The organism is Achromobacter spanius (assembly GCF_002812705.1).
GTDB lineage: Bacteria > Pseudomonadota > Gammaproteobacteria > Burkholderiales > Burkholderiaceae_B > Achromobacter > Achromobacter spanius.
In genome coordinates, this window is sequence record NZ_CP025030.1 from 4,950,049 (window position 1) to 4,971,233 (window position 21,185).

At 64.0% G+C, this 21,185-nt stretch carries 16 protein-coding genes; 3 read left to right on the forward strand and 13 right to left on the reverse strand.

Going from position 1 to position 21,185, the window contains the following annotated elements; all coding sequences use genetic code 11:
- Positions 1-156: 156 nt before the first annotated feature.
- A complete protein-coding gene (locus CVS48_RS22325) occupies positions 157-1,311 on the reverse strand; it encodes an ABC transporter substrate-binding protein (RefSeq protein WP_100856344.1) in 1,155 nt (384 codons plus the stop codon).
- Between the two features lie 259 nt (positions 1,312-1,570).
- On the opposite strand from CVS48_RS22325, the gene CVS48_RS22330 reads away from it, so the two are divergent.
- Positions 1,571-1,996 carry an OsmC family protein gene (locus CVS48_RS22330; RefSeq protein ID WP_100856345.1) on the forward strand — a complete coding sequence of 142 codons (426 nt, stop codon included), beginning with the start codon at positions 1,571-1,573 and terminating at the stop codon, positions 1,994-1,996.
- A 180-nt stretch (positions 1,997-2,176) separates the two neighbouring features.
- Positions 2,177-3,466 (forward strand): Nramp family divalent metal transporter, encoded by a 1,290-nt coding sequence (locus tag CVS48_RS22335; protein ID WP_100856346.1) that lies wholly within the window; start codon positions 2,177-2,179, stop codon positions 3,464-3,466.
- A gap of 79 nt (positions 3,467-3,545) precedes the next feature.
- Here the strand turns inward: CVS48_RS22335 and CVS48_RS22340 are convergent, their stop codons facing one another.
- Together CVS48_RS22340 and CVS48_RS22345 are read right to left on the reverse strand one after the other, a co-directional pair.
- The gene (locus CVS48_RS22340) at positions 3,546-3,767 is read right to left on the reverse strand and encodes an XRE family transcriptional regulator (RefSeq protein ID WP_100856347.1); all 222 of its coding nucleotides are present in this window, start codon (positions 3,765-3,767) and stop codon (positions 3,546-3,548) included.
- A gap of 181 nt (positions 3,768-3,948) precedes the next feature.
- Positions 3,949-4,590: a TetR/AcrR family transcriptional regulator gene (locus CVS48_RS22345; RefSeq protein ID WP_100856348.1), complete on the reverse strand. Its 642-nt coding sequence runs from the start codon at positions 4,588-4,590 to the stop codon at positions 3,949-3,951.
- 115 nt (positions 4,591-4,705) lie between these two features.
- On the opposite strand from CVS48_RS22345, the gene CVS48_RS22350 reads away from it, so the two are divergent.
- The gene (locus tag CVS48_RS22350; protein ID WP_100856349.1) at positions 4,706-5,989 is read left to right on the forward strand and encodes an MFS transporter; all 1,284 of its coding nucleotides are present in this window, start codon (positions 4,706-4,708) and stop codon (positions 5,987-5,989) included.
- Between the two features lie 84 nt (positions 5,990-6,073).
- Here the strand turns inward: CVS48_RS22350 and CVS48_RS22355 are convergent, their stop codons facing one another.
- From CVS48_RS22355 to clpA, 10 genes are all read right to left on the reverse strand, one after another.
- Positions 6,074-6,814 (reverse strand): ABC transporter ATP-binding protein, encoded by a 741-nt coding sequence (locus CVS48_RS22355; protein ID WP_100856350.1) that lies wholly within the window; start codon positions 6,812-6,814, stop codon positions 6,074-6,076.
- Positions 6,811-7,614, reverse strand: coding sequence for an ABC transporter ATP-binding protein (locus CVS48_RS22360; RefSeq protein ID WP_100856351.1), 804 nt, complete (start codon positions 7,612-7,614; stop codon positions 6,811-6,813). The genes CVS48_RS22355 and CVS48_RS22360 overlap by 4 nt, the downstream gene beginning before the upstream one ends.
- Positions 7,611-8,702, reverse strand: a complete 1,092-nt coding sequence (locus CVS48_RS22365) for an ABC transporter permease subunit (RefSeq protein WP_100856352.1) — start codon at positions 8,700-8,702, stop codon at positions 7,611-7,613. The genes CVS48_RS22360 and CVS48_RS22365 overlap by 4 nt, the downstream gene beginning before the upstream one ends.
- Positions 8,699-9,682, reverse strand: a complete 984-nt coding sequence (locus tag CVS48_RS22370) for a branched-chain amino acid ABC transporter permease (protein WP_425265765.1) — start codon at positions 9,680-9,682, stop codon at positions 8,699-8,701. Before CVS48_RS22370 ends, CVS48_RS22365 begins: the two co-directional genes overlap by 4 nt.
- A gap of 101 nt (positions 9,683-9,783) precedes the next feature.
- Positions 9,784-10,929, reverse strand: coding sequence for a branched-chain amino acid ABC transporter substrate-binding protein (locus CVS48_RS22375; RefSeq protein ID WP_100856354.1), 1,146 nt, complete (start codon positions 10,927-10,929; stop codon positions 9,784-9,786).
- 263 nt (positions 10,930-11,192) lie between these two features.
- Positions 11,193-15,014, reverse strand: coding sequence for a trifunctional transcriptional regulator/proline dehydrogenase/L-glutamate gamma-semialdehyde dehydrogenase (gene putA / locus CVS48_RS22380; protein WP_100856355.1), 3,822 nt, complete (start codon positions 15,012-15,014; stop codon positions 11,193-11,195).
- A gap of 144 nt (positions 15,015-15,158) precedes the next feature.
- Positions 15,159-15,806 (reverse strand): PqiC family protein, encoded by a 648-nt coding sequence (locus CVS48_RS22385; protein ID WP_100856356.1) that lies wholly within the window; start codon positions 15,804-15,806, stop codon positions 15,159-15,161.
- A 6-nt stretch (positions 15,807-15,812) separates the two neighbouring features.
- Positions 15,813-17,477, reverse strand: a complete 1,665-nt coding sequence (locus CVS48_RS22390; RefSeq protein ID WP_100856357.1) for a PqiB family protein — start codon at positions 17,475-17,477, stop codon at positions 15,813-15,815.
- Between the two features lie 42 nt (positions 17,478-17,519).
- Positions 17,520-18,857, reverse strand: a complete 1,338-nt coding sequence (locus CVS48_RS22395) for a paraquat-inducible protein A (protein ID WP_100856358.1) — start codon at positions 18,855-18,857, stop codon at positions 17,520-17,522.
- Positions 18,857-21,169 carry an ATP-dependent Clp protease ATP-binding subunit ClpA gene (gene clpA / locus CVS48_RS22400; RefSeq protein ID WP_050445390.1) on the reverse strand — a complete coding sequence of 771 codons (2,313 nt, stop codon included), beginning with the start codon at positions 21,167-21,169 and terminating at the stop codon, positions 18,857-18,859. The genes CVS48_RS22395 and clpA overlap by 1 nt, the downstream gene beginning before the upstream one ends.
- Positions 21,170-21,185 lie beyond the last annotated feature (16 nt).

Genomic DNA, 21,185 nt, shown 5'->3' on the forward strand with positions numbered 1-21,185 from the left:
TTTCTAGGTGCATGGCTTCACTAAAAATAATACGCTATTAAATGATTTCGACACGAATCATATAGGCGTAAAAAAGCAGGCCTAAGCCTGCTTTTGGGGGCCGATGCTCTATGGAGCGTCAGCAGACGTTACGAAACGTAGAAAAACATGGCTGCGCTATTGTGCGTACGAAAAGCGGCCGTTTTTGACGATGCCCATCACCCGGGCGCGCTCGTCAAACCCTTGATGATTGTCCTTCGAAATATTCAGCACGCCATTGGGCACGACCAGATCGCGCGTGTTCTCCAGCGCATCGCGCAACGCGGCGCGGAACTCCGGCGTACCGGGCTTGGCGCCCGTTTTCAGCGCGCGGCCCACCGCCGAATCCAGCAGCATCCAGGCGCCATAGGCGTCACCCGCAAACTGCGTCAACGTATTGGCGCCGTATTGGCCTTCGTACTTGTCGGCAAACTCTACGGCCACTTTCTTCACCGGATTGCTGTCGGGCAACTCGCGCGCCACCACGCCCGGGCCGGTCGGGAACAGGGTGCCTTCCACATCCCTGCCGCCGACTTGCAGGAATTCCAGCGTGCCGATGCCATGGGTCTGATAGACGGCGCCGGTGTAGCCGCGTTCCAGCAAGGTCTTTTGCGGCAGGGCCGAGGGCGTGCCCGCGCCGGCAATCAGCACGGCGTCCGGCTTGGCCGAGATCACCTTCAGCACCTGCCCCACCACCGATGCATCGGTACGCTGAAAGCGTTCCTGTGCCACGATCTTCAGGTCGTTGCCGGCCGCGGCGTTGAACTCCTTCCACCAGCTATCGCCATAGGAATCCGCGAAACCGATGAAGGCCACGTTCTTCAGGCCCTTCTTCTTCATATCCTCGACCAGCACGGTGGCCATCAGCGAATCGTTCTGCGGCATCTTGAACGCCCAGGCCCGCTTGGGATCGGACAGGGGTTCCACGATGACGCTGGAGGCCGCCAGCGCAATCATCGGCGTCTTGGTTTCGGCCAGCACGTCCAGCGCGGCCAGGGCGGCCGCCGTGGTGTTGGGGCCGACAATGGCGTCGACCTTGTCTTCGGACGTCAGCTTGCGCAGGTTCTTCACCGCGCGGCTGACGTCGGTGCCATCGTCCAGCACCACATAGCGCGCCGGCTCCCCACCCAGCGTGTCGGGCCACAGGCGGATCGCGTTGTTGGTCTGGATGCCAATGGCGGCGGCGGGGCCGGTGGTGGACACATCCACACCGATCACGATTTCGGCTTGGGACGTCAAGGTGGGCAGCACCAGCGCGACGGCGCAGGCATAGCGAAGAAAATTGCGAGGCATGACAGCAGCTCTTGGGGTGGTTAAACAGATGCCGCTATTTTGCCTGATGGACCGCGTCGTACCGTGGACGATCGGCCCAAGATAGCCGCTGCCGTTACATCGGCTTGCCGTTGCGCACCGGTGGATTCCGCGCCCGCCCCCCGGCCTCGTCTTATCATCGTTCATGCCTTGCACGGCAAGGCACGCCGCCCCGCTGGCGGTCGTCTTTTTGCACCGGGCGCGCCCGCGACGCACGCGCCCATCCCTTAAAGGAGTCACTATGAAGAAAACCGCATCCGCCGCCTGGTCGGGCGATCTGAAGACTGGCAAGGGCACGATCTCCACCCAAAGCGGCGCACTCAAGGCCCAGCCCTACGGGTTCAACACCCGCTTTGGCGACACGCCGGGCACGAACCCCGAAGAATTGCTGGGTGCCGCGCACGCCGGCTGCTTCACGATGGCGCTATCGAACATCCTGTCCGAATCCGGCATGGTCGCCACCAGCCTGGATACCAAGGCCGAAGTCACGCTGGACAAGGTGGACGATGGCTTTTCCATTACCGCCGTGCACTTGACCGTGGAAGCCGTCATTCCGGGCGCCACTGCCCAGGCCTTCGAAGAGGCCGCGCGCAAGGCAGAAACCGGCTGCCCGGTTTCGAAGGTGCTGAACGCCAAGATCACCATGGACGCGAAACTCAAGTCCTAAGCGCGACACCGGCTGATGGGGCTGGCCTTGGCCGGCGCCATTAGCCTATCCGATTGGGATACCCGATTGGACACCGAGCCAACCCACCCGATTGGCCCGCCCTATCCCAAGCTTTTCCAAAATCAATTTGACGGCCACCAGGCGCTTCTAGAAAATGAGAACCATTCTCAGGAGCGCCGCATGACCAGTTTCATCTACGCGATCTCAGGCGGCAAAGCCGCCCTGGCCCAGGACGCCCAAGTGTCGGCGAACCTGCGCCGCATGGTCGGCTCGGGCATTCTGGTGGCCGTGGGCTACATCGATCCGGGCAACTGGGCGACAGACATCGCGGGCGGCAGCGGCTTCGGCTACGGCCTGCTGATGGTCGTCATCACCTCGGCATTCCTGGCGCTGGGCTTCCAGATTTTGGTGTCGCGCCTGGCGCTGGCCACCGGGCAAGACCTGGCCACGCTGACCGCTCGCCATCTGCCCGCGCGTTGGTCCAAGGCCGCGTGGCTGGCGGGCGAAGCCGCCATTCTGGCCACCGCCCTGGCTGAACTGATCGGCGGGGCCATTGCGTTGCGGCTGTTGTTCGACCTGCCCCTGATCGCGGGTGTGGCCGTAACCGGGGTAGGTACGTTCGCCGTGCTGGCCTTGACGCGCGGCAACGCCGACCGCCATGAACGGGTCATCGCGGTGCTGCTGGGCGTGGTGGCCGCGTCGTTCGTGTTCCTGCTGTTCAAGGCGAATCCCAACTGGACGGCCGTGGCGCACGGCGTCACGGAAACCGGTGAGGCATTGCGCAATCCCCAGGGTTTCCTGATTGCGCTGGGCATCCTGGGCGCCACCTTGATGCCGCACAACCTGTATCTGCATTCCGGCTCGCTGGCGGAACGCGCGCAGTCGCTGCCGTCGTCCGCGCGCGGCATGGCGATGCGCGTGGCCCGCAACGACACCATCGTGTCGCTGGGCGTGGCCATGCTGATCAACTCGGCGATCATGATCGTGGCGGCCGCCTCGCTGTCAGGATCGGGCCTGATCGTATCCAGCCTGGATGACGCGCACGCCGTCATCGGCCACAACCTGGGCATCGGCGCCGCGGTCGTCTTCGCGGTGGCGCTGTACGCCGCCGGGCAAAGCTCCACGATCACCGGGGTGCTGGCCGGACGCATCCTGTCCAAGGGTTTCCAGATTCGCAGCAACTGGTCGGATCGGCGCCGCGCACTGGCCACCCGCTTGATTGCGGGCGCGGCGGCCGTCGGTCTGCTGATCTTCACGGGCGGCAAGGATCCCGACGAATTGCTCGTGCTGAGCCAGGTCATCCTGAGCCTGGCCCTGCCCTTCGCGCTGGGCCCGCTGGTGGTGTTGGCCTGCCGCAAGGGCGTGATGGGCCACTATGCGTTGCGCGGCGCCTGGGCCTGGGCCGCCATCAGCGCCACCGTGGGCATCGTGATCCTGGACGGCTACCTGCTTGTCGACATGATGGTCTAGGCCAAAAAAAACGCCAGCGTCTGCTGGCGTTTCTTTGGCTTGCCGCTTGCGCCGTGGTGGCGGCGGGCGGGCTCGCGCCTTAGTGGTAGGCGGAGACGACCGGATGCTGCTTTCGGCCCACGTCCATGTCGTGCAGAACTTCGCCGACAGCGCCGCCGAAGGAGGCCACGCGCACCTTCAGGCGCAGCCATAGGCCACGGTTGAAGGGACCGGACAGGGTTTCCGCTTTGACGGCCTCGCGGATCAAGGACCGCTCCAGCGCATCCGACATACGGGCATTTTTCAACGCGGTATCGCTCATGATTCTCTCCTTGAGAAAGCGCGATGTGGAACAACACGACTTCATGTTAGATCCGCGTTTGTTGCGTCGCAATAAAAACTTCAAGCATTTTTTTAATCGTTGTGCAATGGGTACAAACACCACCAAAGCGGTGCAAGTGGCACCACGTTAAGCACTAGTTCTGTGCAGCGCCGTCCCCCATTCAGACGACTCGATACGCCTGAATCAGCTTGTCGGCCATCTCCGCCACGCGCCCGGCCGGGCCGCCCTCGCCGAATAGCTGGCTGGAAACAAAGGCGCCTTCAATCAACAGCAGCAAGCCGTCGGCCAAGGCCTCGGGGTCGTGCGCGCCCATGCCTGCCGCCATCTCGTTCAAGCGGCGCCGCAGCTCTAGCTTGTGCTCCACGGCCACCGCGCGGGCCGGATGGTGGGGTTCGGGGTATTCGACTGCCGCGTTGGTCAGCCCACAACCGCGATAGCCGTTTACCACCGCGCGCTTGCTCAGACCCGACAGGTAGTCCAGCAACTGCGCGCGCGGGTCGCCCGGATGTGCGGCGCAAGCAGCATCGAAACGTGCCCAGAATTCGCCCTCGTAATCCCGCAGATAGGCCGCCGCCAATTCGTCCTTGGACGAAAAACTGCGGTATAGGCTGGGCTTGGTCACGCCGGCTTGATTGACGATGGCGTCCACGCCCACGGCGCGGATGCCATCGCGGTAGAACATTTCGCGCGCCGTCTTGCGGATGCGGTCGGCCGCAAGCAGCGGCTTGGCGGCGGGTTGCGCCACTGTCGTGGACGAAATATCGGGTGCGATATCGGACGCGGGGGAAGGCTTGGTGGCCATGCTGGACTCCTGAAAACGGCGCGAAAAACACATTCATCAAAAAGCGCTTGACGATGTTACTGACCGGTACGTACTATTCGCAAATTCGCAAACCCGATACGTACCGGTCAGTAACATGATTATAACCCACCCCCCAATCCCCTTCCGCCGCGCCGGGCAAAAGTACGCTTTTGTCGTGGTCGCGGTGATATTCCTGGCCTTGCTCGTGTCTGCCGGGCTGCGCTCCACGCCCAGCGTACTGCTGGTACCGCTGGAAGAAGCCTTTGGCTGGAGCCGCAGTTCGATTTCATTCGCCGCCGCCGCGGGCATCTTTCTTTATGGACTGGTCGGCCCCTTCGCCGCCGCCGCGATGGAACGCTTTGGCTTGCGCCGCGTGCTGATCACCGCGCTGGTCCTGATGTCCGCCTCCAGCGCGGTCAGCGCGTACATGACCGAGCCCTGGCACCTGCTGATGAGCTGGGGCGTTTTCTCGGGCTTGAGCTCCGGCGCCGTCGCCTCCGTGCTGGGCGCCACGATCGTAAACCGCTGGTTCACCAAGCATCGCGGCTTGATGATGGGCTTGCTGACTGCCAGTACTGCCAGTGGCACGCTGGTATTCCTGCCCATTCTTGCCACCTTGGCGTCTTCCGGAGACTGGACGCGCGTGGTCTGGACGGTGGCGGCGGCCGCCGCGGCGATGGTGCCGCTGGCCTGGTGGCTGGTGCCCGACCGCCCGGCCAACGTCGGGCTAGTGCCCTTCGGTAGCGACCCGCACGCCCCGCCCGCTCCCGTTGCGCCGCGCACCGGCATGTTGGCCGCCACGTTCGGCGCTCTGGCGCGCGCGTCCAAGACCCCCACCTTCTGGTTCCTGTTCGCCACATTCTTCATTTGCGGCTTCACTACCAATGGCCTGGTCGGCACGCACCTGATCGCGCTGTGTGGCGACCACGGCATGCTGGAAGTGCAAGCCGCGGGCCTGCTGGCATTGATGGGCATCTTTGACTTGGTCGGCACCACGGCCTCGGGCTGGCTGACCGACCGCTACGACCCGCGCAAGCTGCTCTTCGTCTACTACGCCTTACGCGGCCTGTCGCTGATCTACCTGCCCTACTCCGATTTCTCGTTCTACAGCCTGTCGATCTTCGCCATCTTCTTCGGGCTGGACTGGATTGCCACCGTGCCGCCCACCCTGCGCCTGACCACCGAAGCCTTCGGCGAGCGCGACGCCGGCATCGTGTTCGGCTGGATCGTCGCGGGCCACCAGTTGGGCGCCGCCAGCGCCGCCTGGATGGCGGGCGCCATCCGCGAAGCGCAAGGCAGCTACCTGATGGCTTTCGTCATTTCCGGCATCACGGGCTTGATCGCCGCGGTCATCGCCTTGCGGATCGGCAAAAAACGCGTGGTGCCCCAGCCCGCCTGAACGCGATCCTTGCGCGCATGAAAATGCCCGGCATCCGAACTGAACCGGATGCCGGGCATGTTGCCTTGCAACGCAACGGGGGTACTAGGCCGAGGCTTCCTCGACTTCGCCCAGATACGCCGCCCTGACCTTCGGGTCATGCAGCATCTGCTTGGCGGGGCCGGACAGGATGATCTCGCCCGATTCCATCACATAGCCCCGATGGCTGTTTTCCAGCGCCAGGCGCGCGTTCTGTTCGATCAGCAATATCGTCACGCCCTCGCTGGCTATGGTGCGCACCACCTCGAACACTTTTTCGACCATCAGCGGCGCCAAGCCCATGGAGGGCTCATCAAGCAAAAGCAGCTTGGGGCGCGCGATCATGGCGCGGCCCATCGCCACCATCTGCTGCTCACCGCCCGACAAGGTGCCGGCCGCCTGCTTGCGGCGTTCGGCAAGCCGGGGAAACAGCGTGAACACGCGGTCGGTGTCCTGGCGAATCTGTGCGGCATCGCGGCGGATGTACGCACCCATCGCCAGATTCTCTTCGATGGTCAGTTGGCCAAAGATGCCCCGACCTTCAGGCACCATGACCAGGCCACGGCGAACCAGCTCATGCGATTTCGTGCCACCGATCGACTGCCCGCCGTAGACGATTTCGCCGCCCGCCAGCGGCACCAGGCCGCAAATGGCGCGTAGCGTCGTGCTCTTGCCCGCGCCGTTGGCGCCGATCAGGCACACGAGTTCACCCGCGTCCACGCGCAGGTCGATGCCGCGCACGGCACGGATACCGCCATACGCCACTTGCAGGCCGCGCAATTCCAATAAGGGTTGGGATGCCGTCATGATGCCGGGCTCTCCTTGTGAATCAGCGGGTCTTGCGCCGCGCCGGCGCCCAGATACGCTTCGATAACCTTCGGGTCGCGCTGCACCTGGGCGGGCTTGCCCATGGCCAGCACCTTGCCGTATTCCAGCACCAGCACCCGGTCGCACAGACCCATCACCAGCTTCATGTCGTGCTCGATGAGCAGCACCGTGACGCCATCGTCGCGGATCTTTTCGACCAGCTTGCGCAGCACCACCGTTTCCGATGCATTCATGCCGGCCGCGGGTTCGTCCAGCGCCAGCAGCTTCGGGTCCGTGGCCAGGGCGCGCGCAATTTCCAGGCGGCGTTGATCGCCGTATGGCAAGGAGCGCGCGACGTCGTTGGCGCGATGGCCGATGCCCACGTAGTCCAGCAGTTCCTGCGCCCGCGCCTCGATGGCCGCTTCCTCCGCCCTCGTGGCGCGCGTGCGCAACACCGCGCCCAAGACGCCTGCCTTGGTGCGCAGGTGGCGCCCAATCATCACGTTCTCGATGGCGGACAAATTGGCGAACAGGCGTATGTTCTGGAACGTGCGCGCCAGCCCCGCGTAGGCGACCTCATGCGGCTTCTTGCCGGACAGGGATTCTCCGTTGAACGTGCAACTGCCGTCCTCCGGGATATACAAGCCGGTCAGCACGTTGAACAGCGTGGTCTTGCCCGCGCCGTTCGGGCCGATCAGGCCATAGATTTCGCCCTGCTCAATATCGAAACTGACATCCGACAAGGCTTGCAGGCCGCCAAAGCGTTTGCCCAGCCCCTGCGCTTGCAGCAACTTGCTCATGCCGCGCCTCCTTGCGTCTTCGACGACAGCTCGCGCTTGCGCACGGCCGACGGCCACAAGCCCGCCGGGCGGAACAGCATGACGCACACCATGGCCAAACCGAACAACAGCATGCGGATGCCTTCGGGGTCCAGCACCACGGCGCCAAACACCATGTGCTGGAAGGGTTCCACCACCGCGCGCAAGAATTCCGGCAAGGCCGCCAGGATCAGTGCGCCCAGGATGACGCCCGGGATATGCCCCATGCCGCCCAGCACCACCATGCACAGGATCGAAATCGACTCCATCAGCGAGAAGCTCTCGGGGCTGACAAAGCCCTGCATCGACGCGAACAACGCGCCGGCCACGCCGCCGAAAGACGCGCCCATGGCGAACGCCAGCAGCTTGATGTTGCGGGTGTTGATACCCATGGCCTTGGCCGCGATCTCGTCTTCGCGGATGGCTTCCCAAGCTCGGCCGATGCGGGAATTCTGCAGGCGCACGCACACCACGATGATGATCAGCGTGATGGCCAGCAGCAGGTAGTAGTACTTTTCAGGCCCGGTGAAGCGCATGCCCAGCAAGCTTTCCGTGCGCCCGAACGAGAACTCGCCCACCTTGAAGGTATCGATGCGGTTGATGCCTTGCGGCCCGTTGGTGATGTTGATCGGGGCATTCAGGTTGTTCAGGAAGATGCGAATGATCTCCCCGAAGCCCAAGGTCACGATGGCCAGGTAGTCGCCCCGCAATTTCAGCGTTGGCGCCCCCAGCAGCACGCCAAACAGGCAGGCCACGGCCAGCGCAATCGGCAAGATCGCCCAGAACGGCAGGTGCAGCCCGAAATGCGGCGACGCCAGCAGCGCCCAGGTATACGCGCCCACCGCATAGAACGCGATGTAGCCCAGATCCAGCAAGCCGGCAAAGCCCACCACGATGTTCAGGCCCAGCGACAGCATCACATACAGCAGCGCAAAATTCAGGATGCGCACCCAGCTCTGGCCGGCCATGCCGATCACAAAGGGCAGCACCGCCAGCACGATGCCGATAAGCGCAATGCCGATCAGGTTGCGGGTCGACAGCCCGCTGTTTTTTTTCAGGGATACGTTCATGCCCGGTCTCCCACGCGTTCGCCCAAGAGGCCGGAAGGACGGAAGATCAGCACCAGCACCAGCACGAAGAACGCAAACACGTCCTGATAATGGCTGCCCAAAAAGCCGCCCGTGATATCGCCGATATAACCCGCGCCCAGCGATTCGATCACGCCCAGCAGCAGCCCGCCCACCATGGCGCCCACCATGCTGCCGATGCCGCCCAGCACCGCGGCGGTAAACGCCTTCAGGCCCAGCATGAAGCCCATGGTGTATTGCGACACGCCGTAATAGGTGGCGACCATCATGCCCGCCACGGCGGCGAGCGCCGAGCCGATCAGGAACGCCGCCGAAATCACGGTATTGATGTTCACGCCCATCAGCCCCGCCACTTCGCGGTTCTGCGCAGTGGCGCGCATGGCCGTGCCCAGGCGGGTCTTGTGAACGATGGCCAGCAAGCCGCCCATGATCAGCGCCGCAATCACCACGATGGCGATCTGCAAGGTGCTCATGCGGGCGCCGGCAAACTCGAACACGCGCGGCGACAGCACCTGCGGAAAGTTCAGGTAGTTGCGGCCCCAGGCCATCATCGCCACGTTTTGCAAGATGATGGACACGCCGATCGCGGTGATCAGCGCCGCCAGGCGCGGCGCGCGGCGCAGCGGCCGGTAAGCCACGCGCTCGGCCGTCCAGCCCACCGCCATGCACAGCGGCACGGACACCAGCAGGCCCACGCCCAGCACCACGAACGCGGACACGCCGGGGTCGCCACCGATCAGCGAAATGGCAATCGTGGTGGCCGCCATGGCGCCGATCATGACGACATCGCCATGCGCGAAGTTGATCAGCCCGATGATGCCGTACACCATGGTGTAGCCAAGGGCGACCAGGGCGTACACGCTGCCTAGCGTGACGCCGTTAATCAGTTGTTGAATGAAGATATCCATAGGGGCCGCGAAAATAAGCCTGGAAAAATCGCGCAACGCAGCGGCCCTCGTCATGACGAACGGGACGCGGCGGGCACGGCGCCACGCCGAGCGGCGCAAGCGCAAAGAGTGGGCGGACACCGGCTCAGCCGGCCCCGCCCGGGGTTCAGCCCGCCTTAGTTGGCTTGGCTGACCATCGTTTCAACCATCTCCCACTTGCCGTTCTTGACTTCGTAGATGGTGACCGAGATTTCCTTGAGATCGCCTTGCGCGTCGTAGGAAATGTGCTCGCTGGTGGCGCCCTTGCGGTTCAGCTTGGCCAGCACCGGCAGGTACTTCTCGGGGTCGGACGACCCGGCCTGTTCGATGGCCGTGATCATGTTCCAGGCGCCGTCATAGGCGTACGGCGCGTAGACGCCGGGGGCCTTCTTGAAGCGGGCTTCGTAGCGCTGGGCAAAGTCCTTGCCCGCCGTCATCTTGTCCAGCGGCACACCGGCCAGGGACGCAAACGTGCCGTCGGCGGCATCGCCCGCCAGCTTGATGAAGGTGTCGCTGCGCGTCATTTCGCCCGAGACAAGCGGAGCCTTCAGGCCCAGCGTGGCCAACTGGCGCTTCATGGGACCGGACTGCGCGTCCAGGCCGCCGTAGAAAATTGCGTCGGGCGCGGCGCCCTTGATGTTGGTCAGGATGGCCGTGAAGTCATTGGCCTTGTCGGTGGTGTATTCGCGGCGGACCACTTGGCCACCGGCGGCCTTCACGGCCTTTTCCACTTCGTCGGCCAGACCTTGGCCGTAGGCCGTGCGGTCGTCGATGATGGCGACCTTCTTGGCCTTCAGGTTCTGCACCATGAACTTGCCGACCGCCGCACCCTGCTGGGTGTCGCTGGTCATCATGCGGAACGTGGTTTCGTAGCCCTGCTTGGTGTATTCCGGCGACGTCGCCATGGCGATCTGCGGCAGACCGGCTTCATGGTAGACACGCGATGCCGGGATGGTGGTGCCCGAGTTGAAGTGGCCCAGGATGCCCACGACTTCCTGGTCGACCAGTTGCTGCGCCACCTGCACGCCCACGCGCGGATCGGCCTGGTCATCACGCGACACCAGCACGAACTTGGCAGGCTCGCCATCTACCTTGACGCCCTTCTTGTTGGCTTCTTCCAAAGCCAGGTTCAGCCCGTTCTGCATGTCTTCACCGTAGTGCGACTGCGGACCGGTCAGCGGGGCGGCAAAGCCGAGTTTGATGTCGGCGGCCGATGCGGCGGCCGTCATGCCCACAGCAGCGATGCTGGCGGCGAGTAGCTTCAAAGTCGTGCGGAACTTCATGGGGAATCCTCCGGGGTCTCGGATGGCCGTGTACTGATAGCGGTACTTAAGGCCTTGTTATACCTGAGCTTTTAGCCAGGCTTTTGGTTTTTCTACTACCGCGGGCCCGGCGGTGGCCGGGTCCCGCGCATGCATGTTCTGCAAGGTCTGGATGCCGGGTTGCGACATCCAGACTTGAGGTGCGACCGGATTTTCGTTCCAGTGCAACCTTGCCCGATATTGGAGATAACCCTCAGTCATCGAGGGTTACCCCTCGGTCACCCTTAACCGATCGTCATGAGGCTGGCGTTGCCCCCTGCGGCGGCCGTATTCACGCTGATGGAACGTTCGGTCAACAGGCGTTCCGGCACATAGGCGGCGCCCGCGGCCAAGGCATCGGACGTCAGCCCATGCACCGCCAGGATGGCCCCCGGACGCTGCGCGATGCGCTGGTTCAGCGCTTGCAGCGCGTCGCCATCGCCTTCAAACAGCACGGCCTGGTAGTCCGCCTGGTCGACCTCGTCATCAGCAAGAATGCCCGCCTGGCCTTGCTGCTCGGCGTCCAGCGTGGACAACAGCGCCTGCGCGGCCGGCGTATCCGCGAACCAGGCATGGTTGCCCGTCAGGCGCGCCACCGACCACTGCGCCCGCGCACCGGCTTCGGTGGCGGCCACGCAATACACGGCCCCGCGCGGTTCGACCATATAGGTGTTGGTTTCGCCCGTGGGGCCGGGCAACGCAATGCGTTGCGGCAGCGGCGCGGCGGCATCCAGTGCCGGCGGCAGACCGGCCGGACGCGTACCCAGCAAGCGGTACATGTACAGCGGGCCGCCCGCTTTCGGGCCCGTGCCCGACAGGCATTCGCCACCAAACGGCTGGACGCCCACCACCGCGCCCACGATGTTGCGGTTGACGTACACGTTGCCGGCATGCACTTGCCCGGTCACGTGCGCAATGGTTTCGTCGATGCGGGTATGCACGCCGAAGGTCAGGCCGTAGCCCGTGCCGTTGATGGCGTCCAGCAGCGCATCCAGCTCGTCGCGCTTGTAGCGCACCACGTGCAGCACCGGGCCAAACACTTCGCGCGTCAGTTCGCTGATGTGATCGATTTCGATGATGGTGGGCGCCACGAAGGTGCCATGGCGGCATTCGCCGTTCAGTTCGACCTGGTCAACGCGGTGGCCCGCCGTGCGCAGGGTTTCGATGTGGCGCTGGATGCCGTTGCGGGCTTCGGTATCGATGACGGGGCCCACGTCCACCGAGAGGCGGTCCGGGTTGCCCACGCTCAGTTCGCGCATGGCGCCGCGCAGCATCGTCAGCACGTGATCGGCATTGTCTTCCTGCACGCACAGCACGCGCAGTGCCGAGCAGCGTTGGCCGGCCGAGTCGAAGGCCGAGCTCAACACGTCGAACACCACTTGCTCGGACAGCGCGGACGAGTCCACCACCATCGCGTTCTGGCCGCCCGTTTCGGCGATCAGCGGAATGGTGTGGCCGTCGTCATCCAGGCGGTCGGCCAGCGTGCGCGCGATGATGCGCGCCACGTCGGTAGAGCCGGTGAACATCACGCCGCGCACGGCGGGGCTGGCCACCAGCTGGGCGCCTATGGTTTCGCCACGGCCCGGCAGCAGTTGCACCGCGCCGGCAGGCACGCCGGCCGCGCGCAGGATGGCCACCGCTTGCGCGGCGATCAACGGCGTTTGTTCAGCAGGCTTGGCCACCACGGTGTTGCCGGCAGCCAGCGCGGCCGCGACCTGGCCGGTGAAGATGGCCAGCGGGAAGTTCCACGGGCTGATGCACAGCACGGTGCCCAAGGGGCGATGCGTGTCGTTGCTGAATTCCTGTTCGGCCTGGTCTGCGTAGTAGCGCAGGAAGTCCACGGCTTCGCGCACTTCGGCAATGGCGTTGGGCAGCGACTTGCCGGCTTCGCGCACGATCAGGCCCAACAGGGTCTGCATCTGCTCTTCCAGCAATTGCGCCGCGCGGCGCAGGCATTGCGCCCGCTCGGCCACCGGCGTCGACTGCCAGATGGGCGCGGTATTGGCGGCGGCGCGCAAGGCGATATCGGCGTCTTCCGACTGCGCCTCGATCACGTGGCCGACCACATCGCGCAGGTTGGCGGGGTTGCGCACTTCAATGGCGCGCGCCGCGTCCCAGGCTTGCTCGCCCTCGCCCAACATCGGGCCGGCGCGCCACGGCGTGCCGGCGCTGGCCAAGAGCGCAGCCGACAGCGAACCCAGGCGATGCTCGTTGGTCAGGTCCAGCCCGGCCGAGTTGGCGCGAGCGCCCTGTTGCACGTTGCCGTACAGCTCGCGCGGCAGCGCGATCTTTTCGTGCGGTGCGCCCAGCGGCACAATGCGCGAGGCCGCTTCCACGGGGTCAGCCACCAGCGATTCCACCGGAATGGTGTCGTCGCCGATCAGGTTCACAAACGAGGTGTTGGCGCCGTTTTCCAGCAGGCGGCGCACCAGGTACGCCAGCAGCGTTTCGTGCGTGCCGACCGGCGCGTAGATGCGGCACGGGCGGTTCAGCTTGCCCTGGGCCAGCGGGCCGACCACTTCGTCGTACAAGGGTTCGCCCATGCCGTGCAGGCACTGGAATTCGTATTGACCGGGGTAGTAGTTCTGACCCGCCAACTGATAGATGGCGGCAAGCGTATAGGCGTTGTGCGTGGCGAACTGCGGGTACACGGCCTCGGGCGCGCCCAAGAGCTTGCGCGCGCAAGCCAGGTAGGCCACGTCGGTGTACAGCTTGCGGGTATAGACGGGATAGCCTTCCAGGCCGTCGACCTGGGCGCGCTTGATTTCGCTGTCCCAGTACGCGCCCTTGACCAGGCGCACCATTACGCGGTGGCGGCTGCGGCGAGCCAGGTCGATGACGTAGTCAATGACGAACGGCGCGCGCTTCTGATAGGCCTGGATGACAAAGCCGATGCCGTTCCAGCCATCAAGTTCCGGCGCGAAGCAAAGCGCTTCCAGCAGGTCCAGCGAGATTTCCAGGCGGTCGGCTTCTTCGGCGTCGATGTTCAGGCCGATGTCGTAGCTGCGCGCCAGCGCCGTCAGCGCCTTCACGCGCGGCAGCAATTCAGCGATGACCCGTTCGCGCTGGCTGCGCGAATAGCGCGGATGCAGCGCCGACAGCTTGATCGAGATGCCCGGGCCTTCGTAAATGCCACGGCCGGCCGCGGCCTTGCCGATGGCGTGTATGGCCTGTTCATACGACGCGTAATAACGCTCGGCGTCTTCGGCCGTGGTGGCCGCTTCGCCCAGCATGTCGTAGGAATAGCGGAAGCCGCGCGCTTCCATCTTGCGGTTGTTGGCCAGCGCTTCGGAGATGGTCTGGCCGGAGACGAATTGTTCGCCCATCATGCGCATGGCCATGTTCACACCCTTGCGCACCAGGGGCTCGCCGCCCTTGCCGATCAGGCGCGTCAGCGCCTTGGACAAGGATTGCTCGCTGCTCACGGCAACCAGCTTGCCGGTGATCATCAGGCCCCAGGTGGCGGCGTTGACGAACAGCGATTGCGAACCACCCATGTGCGACTTCCAGTCGCCACGCGCGACCTTGTCGCGGATCAGCGCGTCGCGGGTGGCGCGGTCGGGAATGCGCAGCAGCGCTTCGGCCAGGCACATCAGCGCCACGCCTTCCTGACTGGACAACGAGAATTCCTGAATCAGCCCTTCGACGCCGCCACCGCTACGCTTGCCGCGCAGCTTCTTGACAAGGTCGGACGCCATGGCGTGCACTTTTTCCAGATTGGGCACGCGGGCCTGACCCAGCAACAGCGGCACGCATTCCGGTTCGGGGCGGCGATACGCGGCGGTAATCGCGGCGCGCAGCACGGACTGCGGCTGCACGTCCTGGCCAAATTCGTAGAACGGCGGCGTGGCGGCGGCGGGCGCGTCGCCCGACTCGTCGTCAATACTGGCGTCCACGCCCAGATGCGACATCTCGGCGGGCAAGTGGCCCCGCTCGATTTTGTCCAGATAAGAAAGAATGGCCTGCTTATGCAGCCAGTGGGGCGTGCAGTTGAGCTTGTTGGCGGCGGCCTTGAGGCGGTCGCGCAGTGCGTCATCAACTTTGACGCCGAGGGTCGTGCTGGCCATAAGAGATTGCTTCCTGTCGCATGGCAAAGGTGTTACTGGGTCCGAACGAAACCCAGTATGGGTAGGACCGTATGCTAGACAGGTTGCAACCTTGTTTGTATTAAGGTTAACCCTAGGTTAACCGCTTGAGTTCATGCGAGTTTCTCAATCCTTCAGCGCTGAGCAGCCCAACATCTGCACCGATGCCGACCCCGTGGGGGCCTGCCCGCGTATGGCGGAAGCCATCACGCCGGCCAAGCCCGCTACCGCTTTTTGCTGTGCGGCGATCAATGCGGGTATACCGGTTTCGGACACGGGTTCGGTCACCACGCTGCGGCACAGCAACCCGGTGCCCTTGGCGTTGACGGGCCGCACGCGCCAGGTGGCATCCAACTGCGCCAAGCTGCCCGACACCATCTCAAAGCGCTGCACGTCGGTCTGCACCCGCCACACCGGAGCCCCCGGCCCGGGCTTGACCATCTGCACATCCAGGGCGCCCAGTTCGCGCTTGAGCCCATCCGACAGAGCGCCCCGCAATTCGTCGCCCAGCGGCGAGCTCCAGCGCTCGGAATACAGCGCCGACACGCTGCCGTCGCCGGTGCGCACCATCAACTGCGGCTGGTCGGCCTGCGTGGACAGGCTGACGGGTTGCACCTCGATCAGAAAGTCGGCGGATCCGGCAGGCGCCGCCGATGAAGGCGCCGTCGGCCCCTGCAAAGTGTAGTAGTGCACGGGCGGCGACGAACCGCAGCCCGCCAGGGCGGCGCCAAGCGCCAGCACGCACAAGACAGGACGCATCGAAGATAGAGTCATGGTTCTTTAGTTCCTGACAGGGCCTGAGCCGGGAATCGGATCATCACCACGGCCACGCAACAAGGCTTCGGGGTTCGCTTGCAGGAAGTCGGCCAGCGCGCGCAATGAGCGGGCCGCACGGCTCAGTTCCTGCATTGCCTTTTCGGTATTGACCGGCAGCGATGCATCCGAGGCCAGCATCGCATTGATATTCGCCATCGACTGCCGAGCCTGCTTCAGCATGCTTTGGGCTTCGGGCGCGACTTGCTTGTCCAGGCGGTTCATCAGCTTGGACGTGCTGGCCAGCGTGGTGCGCAGGTCTTCGCCGATCTTGTCGAACGGAATCTTCTCGATCTTGGCGACGATATTGCTGACCTGCTGCTGCAACTGATCCAGGTTGCCGGGCACCGTCGGAATCACGGCGGGGTCGGTCGCCTTGAACTCCACCGGCTTGGCGTTCGGGAAGTTGTCCAGCACCACATACAACTGGCCGGTCAGCAGGTTGGACGTGCGCAGTTGGGCGCGCAGGCCGTACTTGATCATCACGCCCAGCAGCCGGGTGCCTGCCTCGTCGCCGTCCTTGAGCGCGCGCTCGCGCACTTCTTCATACACGCGGCCCAGGCGTTCCGGATACAGCGTGGCGTCCACCAGCGAGAAGAAGCGCTTCGTGGCCGGGTCGAAATCCAGATTGATCTGCGTGACGTTGCCCAGCGTGATGCCGTTGAAATCAATGGGCGCACCCACGGTCAGGCCACGGATCGACTGGTCAAAGCGCATGCGGATGGGGAAGGCTTCGCCGTCCGGGTTGGCCTTGGCGGCGGCTTCGGTCGCGTACAGGTCAAAGTTGGCATCGGCCGGCGCCGGGTTGCTGCCGTCGCGCGCGCTTTGCACGGATTCGAACGCCACGCCGCCCACCGCCATGGACACCAGCGACTGCGTACGCACCTTGAGGCCGTCGGCATTGACGCTGAAGTCCACGCCGCTGGCATTCCAGAAGCGCGTGCCGTTGGTAACGAACTTGTCGTTGGGCGAATCCACGAACACTTCAACGTTCACGGCCGTGCCGGTCTTGTCCAGCTCGTAGCCGATGACGCGCCCCACGTTGATGCGGCGGAAGTAGACGGGCGAACCGATGTCCAGCGACCCCAGGTCCGACGCCTTCAGCATGAAGCGCTTGCCCGCGCGGTCGTGCGTGACCGCGGGCGGAATCTCCAGGCCTTCGAAGTCCAATTTGGTGGCCTTGGCGGACCCGTTCTTGCCTTCGGCCGCATCCACGCCAATGTAGGCGCCCGACAACAAGGTGCCCAGACCCGATACGCCGCTGACGTCCAGCCGTGGCCGCACCACCCAGAAATTGGTGCCGTCGCGGGCCAGATCGGACACTTCCTTGGCAAGTTCAGCCCGCACCACAACCTTGCTGCGGTCATCGTTGAAGCCGATGGACTTCACCGTGCCGATGTTCACGTCCTTGTAGCGCAGTTGCGTCTTGCCCACCTCCAGCCCTTCGGCCGTATTGAACGAGATGGAGATATCCGGGCCGGCCTGCATCCAGGTCCGGATGACGAGCGACATGCCCATCAGCGCGGCCACGATGGGCACCAGCCAGATCCATGAAATCCGGCTCTTCTGCTTGCGCGAGATGGTCGGTGACTTGTACTTCTCTTCACCGGCATCGGGTGCTTGGTCGGACATCTACTTTCCTTTTTTCTTCTTCCGCGGGACCCGCTGTTGTTGCTAACCCACTTCCCTGCTGGTCTGGGTCGGCGCCTGTGGCGCCGCCTGGGCCGGGTGAGCCCGGCCTTCTATCTCGAGTGTGTCGATTTCGCTGTCGTCTTCCAGATCCCAGCTACGGCGCAGATCGAAGCTCATGGCCGCCAGCATGGTCAAGATCACCACCACGCCAAAGGCCGCTGCCCCGGCACCTGCGCTGATCTCCATCAGGCCTTGAAAATCGGCCAGCGCCGCCAGCAATATAACGACAAAAACATCCAGCATCGACCATTGGCCAATGAACTCGACCATCTGATACAGGCGGGTACGCGGCCGCAGGTTGGTCGTGCTGCGCCATTGCTCGGTCAAGAGCAGCAAGATCAAGGCCAGCAGCTTGGTCAGGGGCACGGCCACGCTGGCGATGAACACAATCAGTGCGATGTCCCATGAGCCCATCTGCCATAGCTCGACCACGCCGCCAAGAATGGTGTGAGCGCTGTCGCCCAACACGGAACTGACCTGCATGACGGGCAGCACGTTAGCCGGGATATAGAACACAACCGCCGCGAGCAGCAGCGCCCAGGTGCGCGCCAGGTGGTCGGGCTTGCGGTAATGCACCACGGCGTGGCAGCGCACACAGTGGTGCTCTTCTTCGGGATCGGCCTCGCGCGGCAAGGCCTGCACCTGGCCGCAGACATGGCAGCCGGCCAGGACGGTGTCCGGACTGCTTTCGGGGATGTGCACGGGAGCCACGCCTGCTGTTTCGGCATAACGCCACAGCACGTGCGGCGACAGGCGTCCCAACATGGTCAGGAAAATGGTCAACAGGCCAAATGCGCCCAGCCCGATACCGGGTTGCACCGCCGCCATGCCCGCCAGCTTGACCACCGCCACCAGCACGCCCAACAGGAACACGGGCACCATGCACCACGGCCGCAGCACGCCCAGCAAGCGCATGGCACCACGAAAACCCACGGGTTCGCGGCCTTTGGACAAGGGACCCAGCACCCACAGCAGCACGGTCAATTGCAGCAGCGGCAAGGCAAAACCGGCCAGCCCCGTCATGACGGCGACGACCCAATGGCCTTGGCGCCACGTAATGGAAATGGCGTCCAGCAAGGACGCCTCTTGCACCATGCCCTGTACCGACATGGAAGCTACCGGGTAGGCATTAGCCACCCCGAAGACGATCAGGGCAGTAAGGGCAAGCGCCAGCCAATTGGACAAAGTAAGCCCGCTGTAGCGCCAGAGTATGGCTCCGCAGCGGGCGCAATTGGCGGTCTCGCCAGGTTCAAGCTGATGTCGGCGATATACGCTTGCGCAATGTTCGCACTCGATCAGCGGCTGGCTGTCCGCGGTCATCAATCGATCAGTTCAACTTCCTGCTTGTCCGGCGCATCCGAGGACGGCGGTTTCCCGTTGTCGTCGAAGTCCAGCGTCACCTTGCCCGACTCGTCCAGATCCACCGTGACCGAGCCGCCGTCGACCAGCTTGCCAAACAGCAGCTCGTCGGCCAGCGCGCGGCGGATGGTGTCTTGAATAAGACGTTGCATGGGACGCGCGCCCATCAGCGGGTCGAACCCCTCCTTGGCAAGGTGTTCGCGCAGTTTCGTGGTGAACACGGCCTCCACGCGGCGCTCGTGCAACTGATCTTCCAGTTGCATGAGGAACTTGTCCACCACGCGCAGGATAACCTCGCGGTCCAACGCGGCGAACGGGATGATGGCGTCAAGGCGGTTGCGGAATTCAGGCGTGAACATACGGCGGATTTCCGCCATTTCGTCGCCCAGCATCCGCGAATTGGCAAAGCCGATCGACGGACGGTTCAAGGTTTCGGCGCCCGCGTTCGTCGTCATGATGAGGATGACGTTACGGAAGTCCGCCTTGCGGCCGTTGTTGTCGGTCAGCGTGCCGTGGTCCATGACCTGCAGCAGGATGTTGAACACATCCGGGTGAGCCTTTTCGATTTCGTCCAGCAACAGCACGCAGTGCGGCTGCTTGGTGATGGCTTCGGTCAAGAGGCCACCCTGGTCGAAACCAACATACCCCGGCGGCGCGCCGATCAAGCGCGACACCGCGTGGCGTTCCATGTATTCCGACATATCGAAACGCAGCAGCTCAACACCCAGCGTGAACGCCAGTTGCCGCGCCACTTCGGTCTTGCCCACGCCCGTGGGGCCGGACAACAGGAACGCGCCGATGGGTTTTTCCGGCTTGCCCAAGCCCGAACGCGCCATCTTGATGGCGGCGGCCAAGGCATCGATCGCGCCGTCCTGGCCGAACACCACGGTCTTCAAATCGCGGTCCAGCGTGGCCAGCTTGCTGCGGTCGTCGTTGGAGACCGACTGCGGCGGAATGCGGGCGATCTTGGACACGATGTTCTCGATGTCCACCTTGCCGATCACCTTCTTCTGACGCGAACGCGGCAACAAACGCTGCGCGGCGCCGGCCTCGTCGATGACGTCGATGGCCTTGTCGGGCAGATGACGATCATTGATGAAGCGTGCCGACAATTCAGCGGCCGCCGACAGCGCGGCCGCCGAATAGCGGACGCTGTGGTGTTCTTCAAAGCGGCTCTTCAGCCCACGCAAAATCTGCACGGTCTGTTCGACGCTGGGTTCCGGCACGTCGATCTTCTGGAAGCGACGCGACAGCGCGTGGTCTTTTTCAAAGACGCCGCGATATTCCGTATACGTGGTCGCGCCAATGCACTTCAGTTGGCCCGACGACAAGGCCGGCTTCAACAGATTGGACGCATCCAGCGTGCCGCCCGAGGCCGAACCGGCGCCGATCAGCGTGTGGATTTCGTCGATGAACAGGATGGCGTCGGGGTTGCCGCGAATTTGCTTCAGCACGCCCTTCAGACGCTGTTCGAAATCACCGCGGTACTTGGTGCCGGCCAGCAACGCGCCCATGTCCAGCGAAAAGACTTGGGCGGCTTGCAGGATTTCGGGCACTTCGCCGCGCGTGATGCGCCAGGCCAGGCCTTCCGCGATAGCGGTCTTGCCTACGCCGGCCTCGCCCACCAGCAGCGGATTGTTTTTGCGGCGGCGGCACAACACCTGAATGACGCGCTCGACTTCGTGCTCGCGTCCGATCAGGGGATCGATGCGGCCCGCCAGCGCGGCGGCGTTCAGGTCGGTGGCATATTGGTCAAGCGGCGACTGACGCGATTCGCCCTGCTCTTCGCCATTGGTCTGCTGCTCTTTCTGCACGGCGGCGGACTCCACCTGGGGCTGTTTGGTAATGCCATGCGACAGGAAATTGACGACATCCAGGCGCGTGACGCCCTGCTGTTGCAGGTAGTACACGGCGTGCGAGTCCTTTTCCCCGAAAATGGCCACCAGCACGTTCGCGCCGGTCACCGGCTTCTTGCCGGTGCCGCCCGCGGATACGTGCATGATTGCGCGTTGGATCACGCGCTGAAAGCCCAGCGTCGGCTGCGTATCGACCTCTGCGCCGCTTGGAATCACCGGAGTGTTTTCCGAAACGAACTGGCGGAGGTTGCGGCGCAAGTCGTCCAGGTTCGCCGCGCAAGCGCGCAGAACCTCGACTGCCGAAGCGTTGTCAAGCAGCGACAACAGCAGATGCTCGACGGTAATAAATTCATGCCGGGCCGAACGGGCCTCGACGAAAGCCATATGCAGGCTGACTTCAAGCTCTTGAGAAATCACGCTTCCTCCGTATTGC

What these genes read in the sequence shown, in the direction of transcription:
- CVS48_RS22325 (WP_100856344.1), bottom strand. Translation starts at nt 1,311, where the DNA reads ATGCCTCGCAATTTTCTTCGCTATGCCTGCGCCGTCGCGCTGGTGCTG.
- CVS48_RS22330 (WP_100856345.1), top strand. Translation starts at nt 1,571, where the DNA reads ATGAAGAAAACCGCATCCGCCGCCTGGTCGGGCGATCTGAAGACTGGC.
- CVS48_RS22335 (WP_100856346.1), top strand. Translation starts at nt 2,177, where the DNA reads ATGACCAGTTTCATCTACGCGATCTCAGGCGGCAAAGCCGCCCTGGCC.
- CVS48_RS22340 (WP_100856347.1), bottom strand. Translation starts at nt 3,767, where the DNA reads ATGAGCGATACCGCGTTGAAAAATGCCCGTATGTCGGATGCGCTGGAG.
- CVS48_RS22345 (WP_100856348.1), bottom strand. Translation starts at nt 4,590, where the DNA reads ATGGCCACCAAGCCTTCCCCCGCGTCCGATATCGCACCCGATATTTCG.
- CVS48_RS22350 (WP_100856349.1), top strand. Translation starts at nt 4,706, where the DNA reads ATGATTATAACCCACCCCCCAATCCCCTTCCGCCGCGCCGGGCAAAAG.
- CVS48_RS22355 (WP_100856350.1), bottom strand. Translation starts at nt 6,814, where the DNA reads ATGACGGCATCCCAACCCTTATTGGAATTGCGCGGCCTGCAAGTGGCG.
- CVS48_RS22360 (WP_100856351.1), bottom strand. Translation starts at nt 7,614, where the DNA reads ATGAGCAAGTTGCTGCAAGCGCAGGGGCTGGGCAAACGCTTTGGCGGC.
- CVS48_RS22365 (WP_100856352.1), bottom strand. Translation starts at nt 8,702, where the DNA reads ATGAACGTATCCCTGAAAAAAAACAGCGGGCTGTCGACCCGCAACCTG.
- CVS48_RS22370 (WP_425265765.1), bottom strand. Translation starts at nt 9,682, where the DNA reads ATGACGAGGGCCGCTGCGTTGCGCGATTTTTCCAGGCTTATTTTCGCG.
- CVS48_RS22375 (WP_100856354.1), bottom strand. Translation starts at nt 10,929, where the DNA reads ATGAAGTTCCGCACGACTTTGAAGCTACTCGCCGCCAGCATCGCTGCT.
- putA (WP_100856355.1), bottom strand. Translation starts at nt 15,014, where the DNA reads ATGGCCAGCACGACCCTCGGCGTCAAAGTTGATGACGCACTGCGCGAC.
- CVS48_RS22385 (WP_100856356.1), bottom strand. Translation starts at nt 15,806, where the DNA reads ATGACTCTATCTTCGATGCGTCCTGTCTTGTGCGTGCTGGCGCTTGGC.
- CVS48_RS22390 (WP_100856357.1), bottom strand. Translation starts at nt 17,477, where the DNA reads ATGTCCGACCAAGCACCCGATGCCGGTGAAGAGAAGTACAAGTCACCG.
- CVS48_RS22395 (WP_100856358.1), bottom strand. Translation starts at nt 18,857, where the DNA reads ATGACCGCGGACAGCCAGCCGCTGATCGAGTGCGAACATTGCGCAAGC.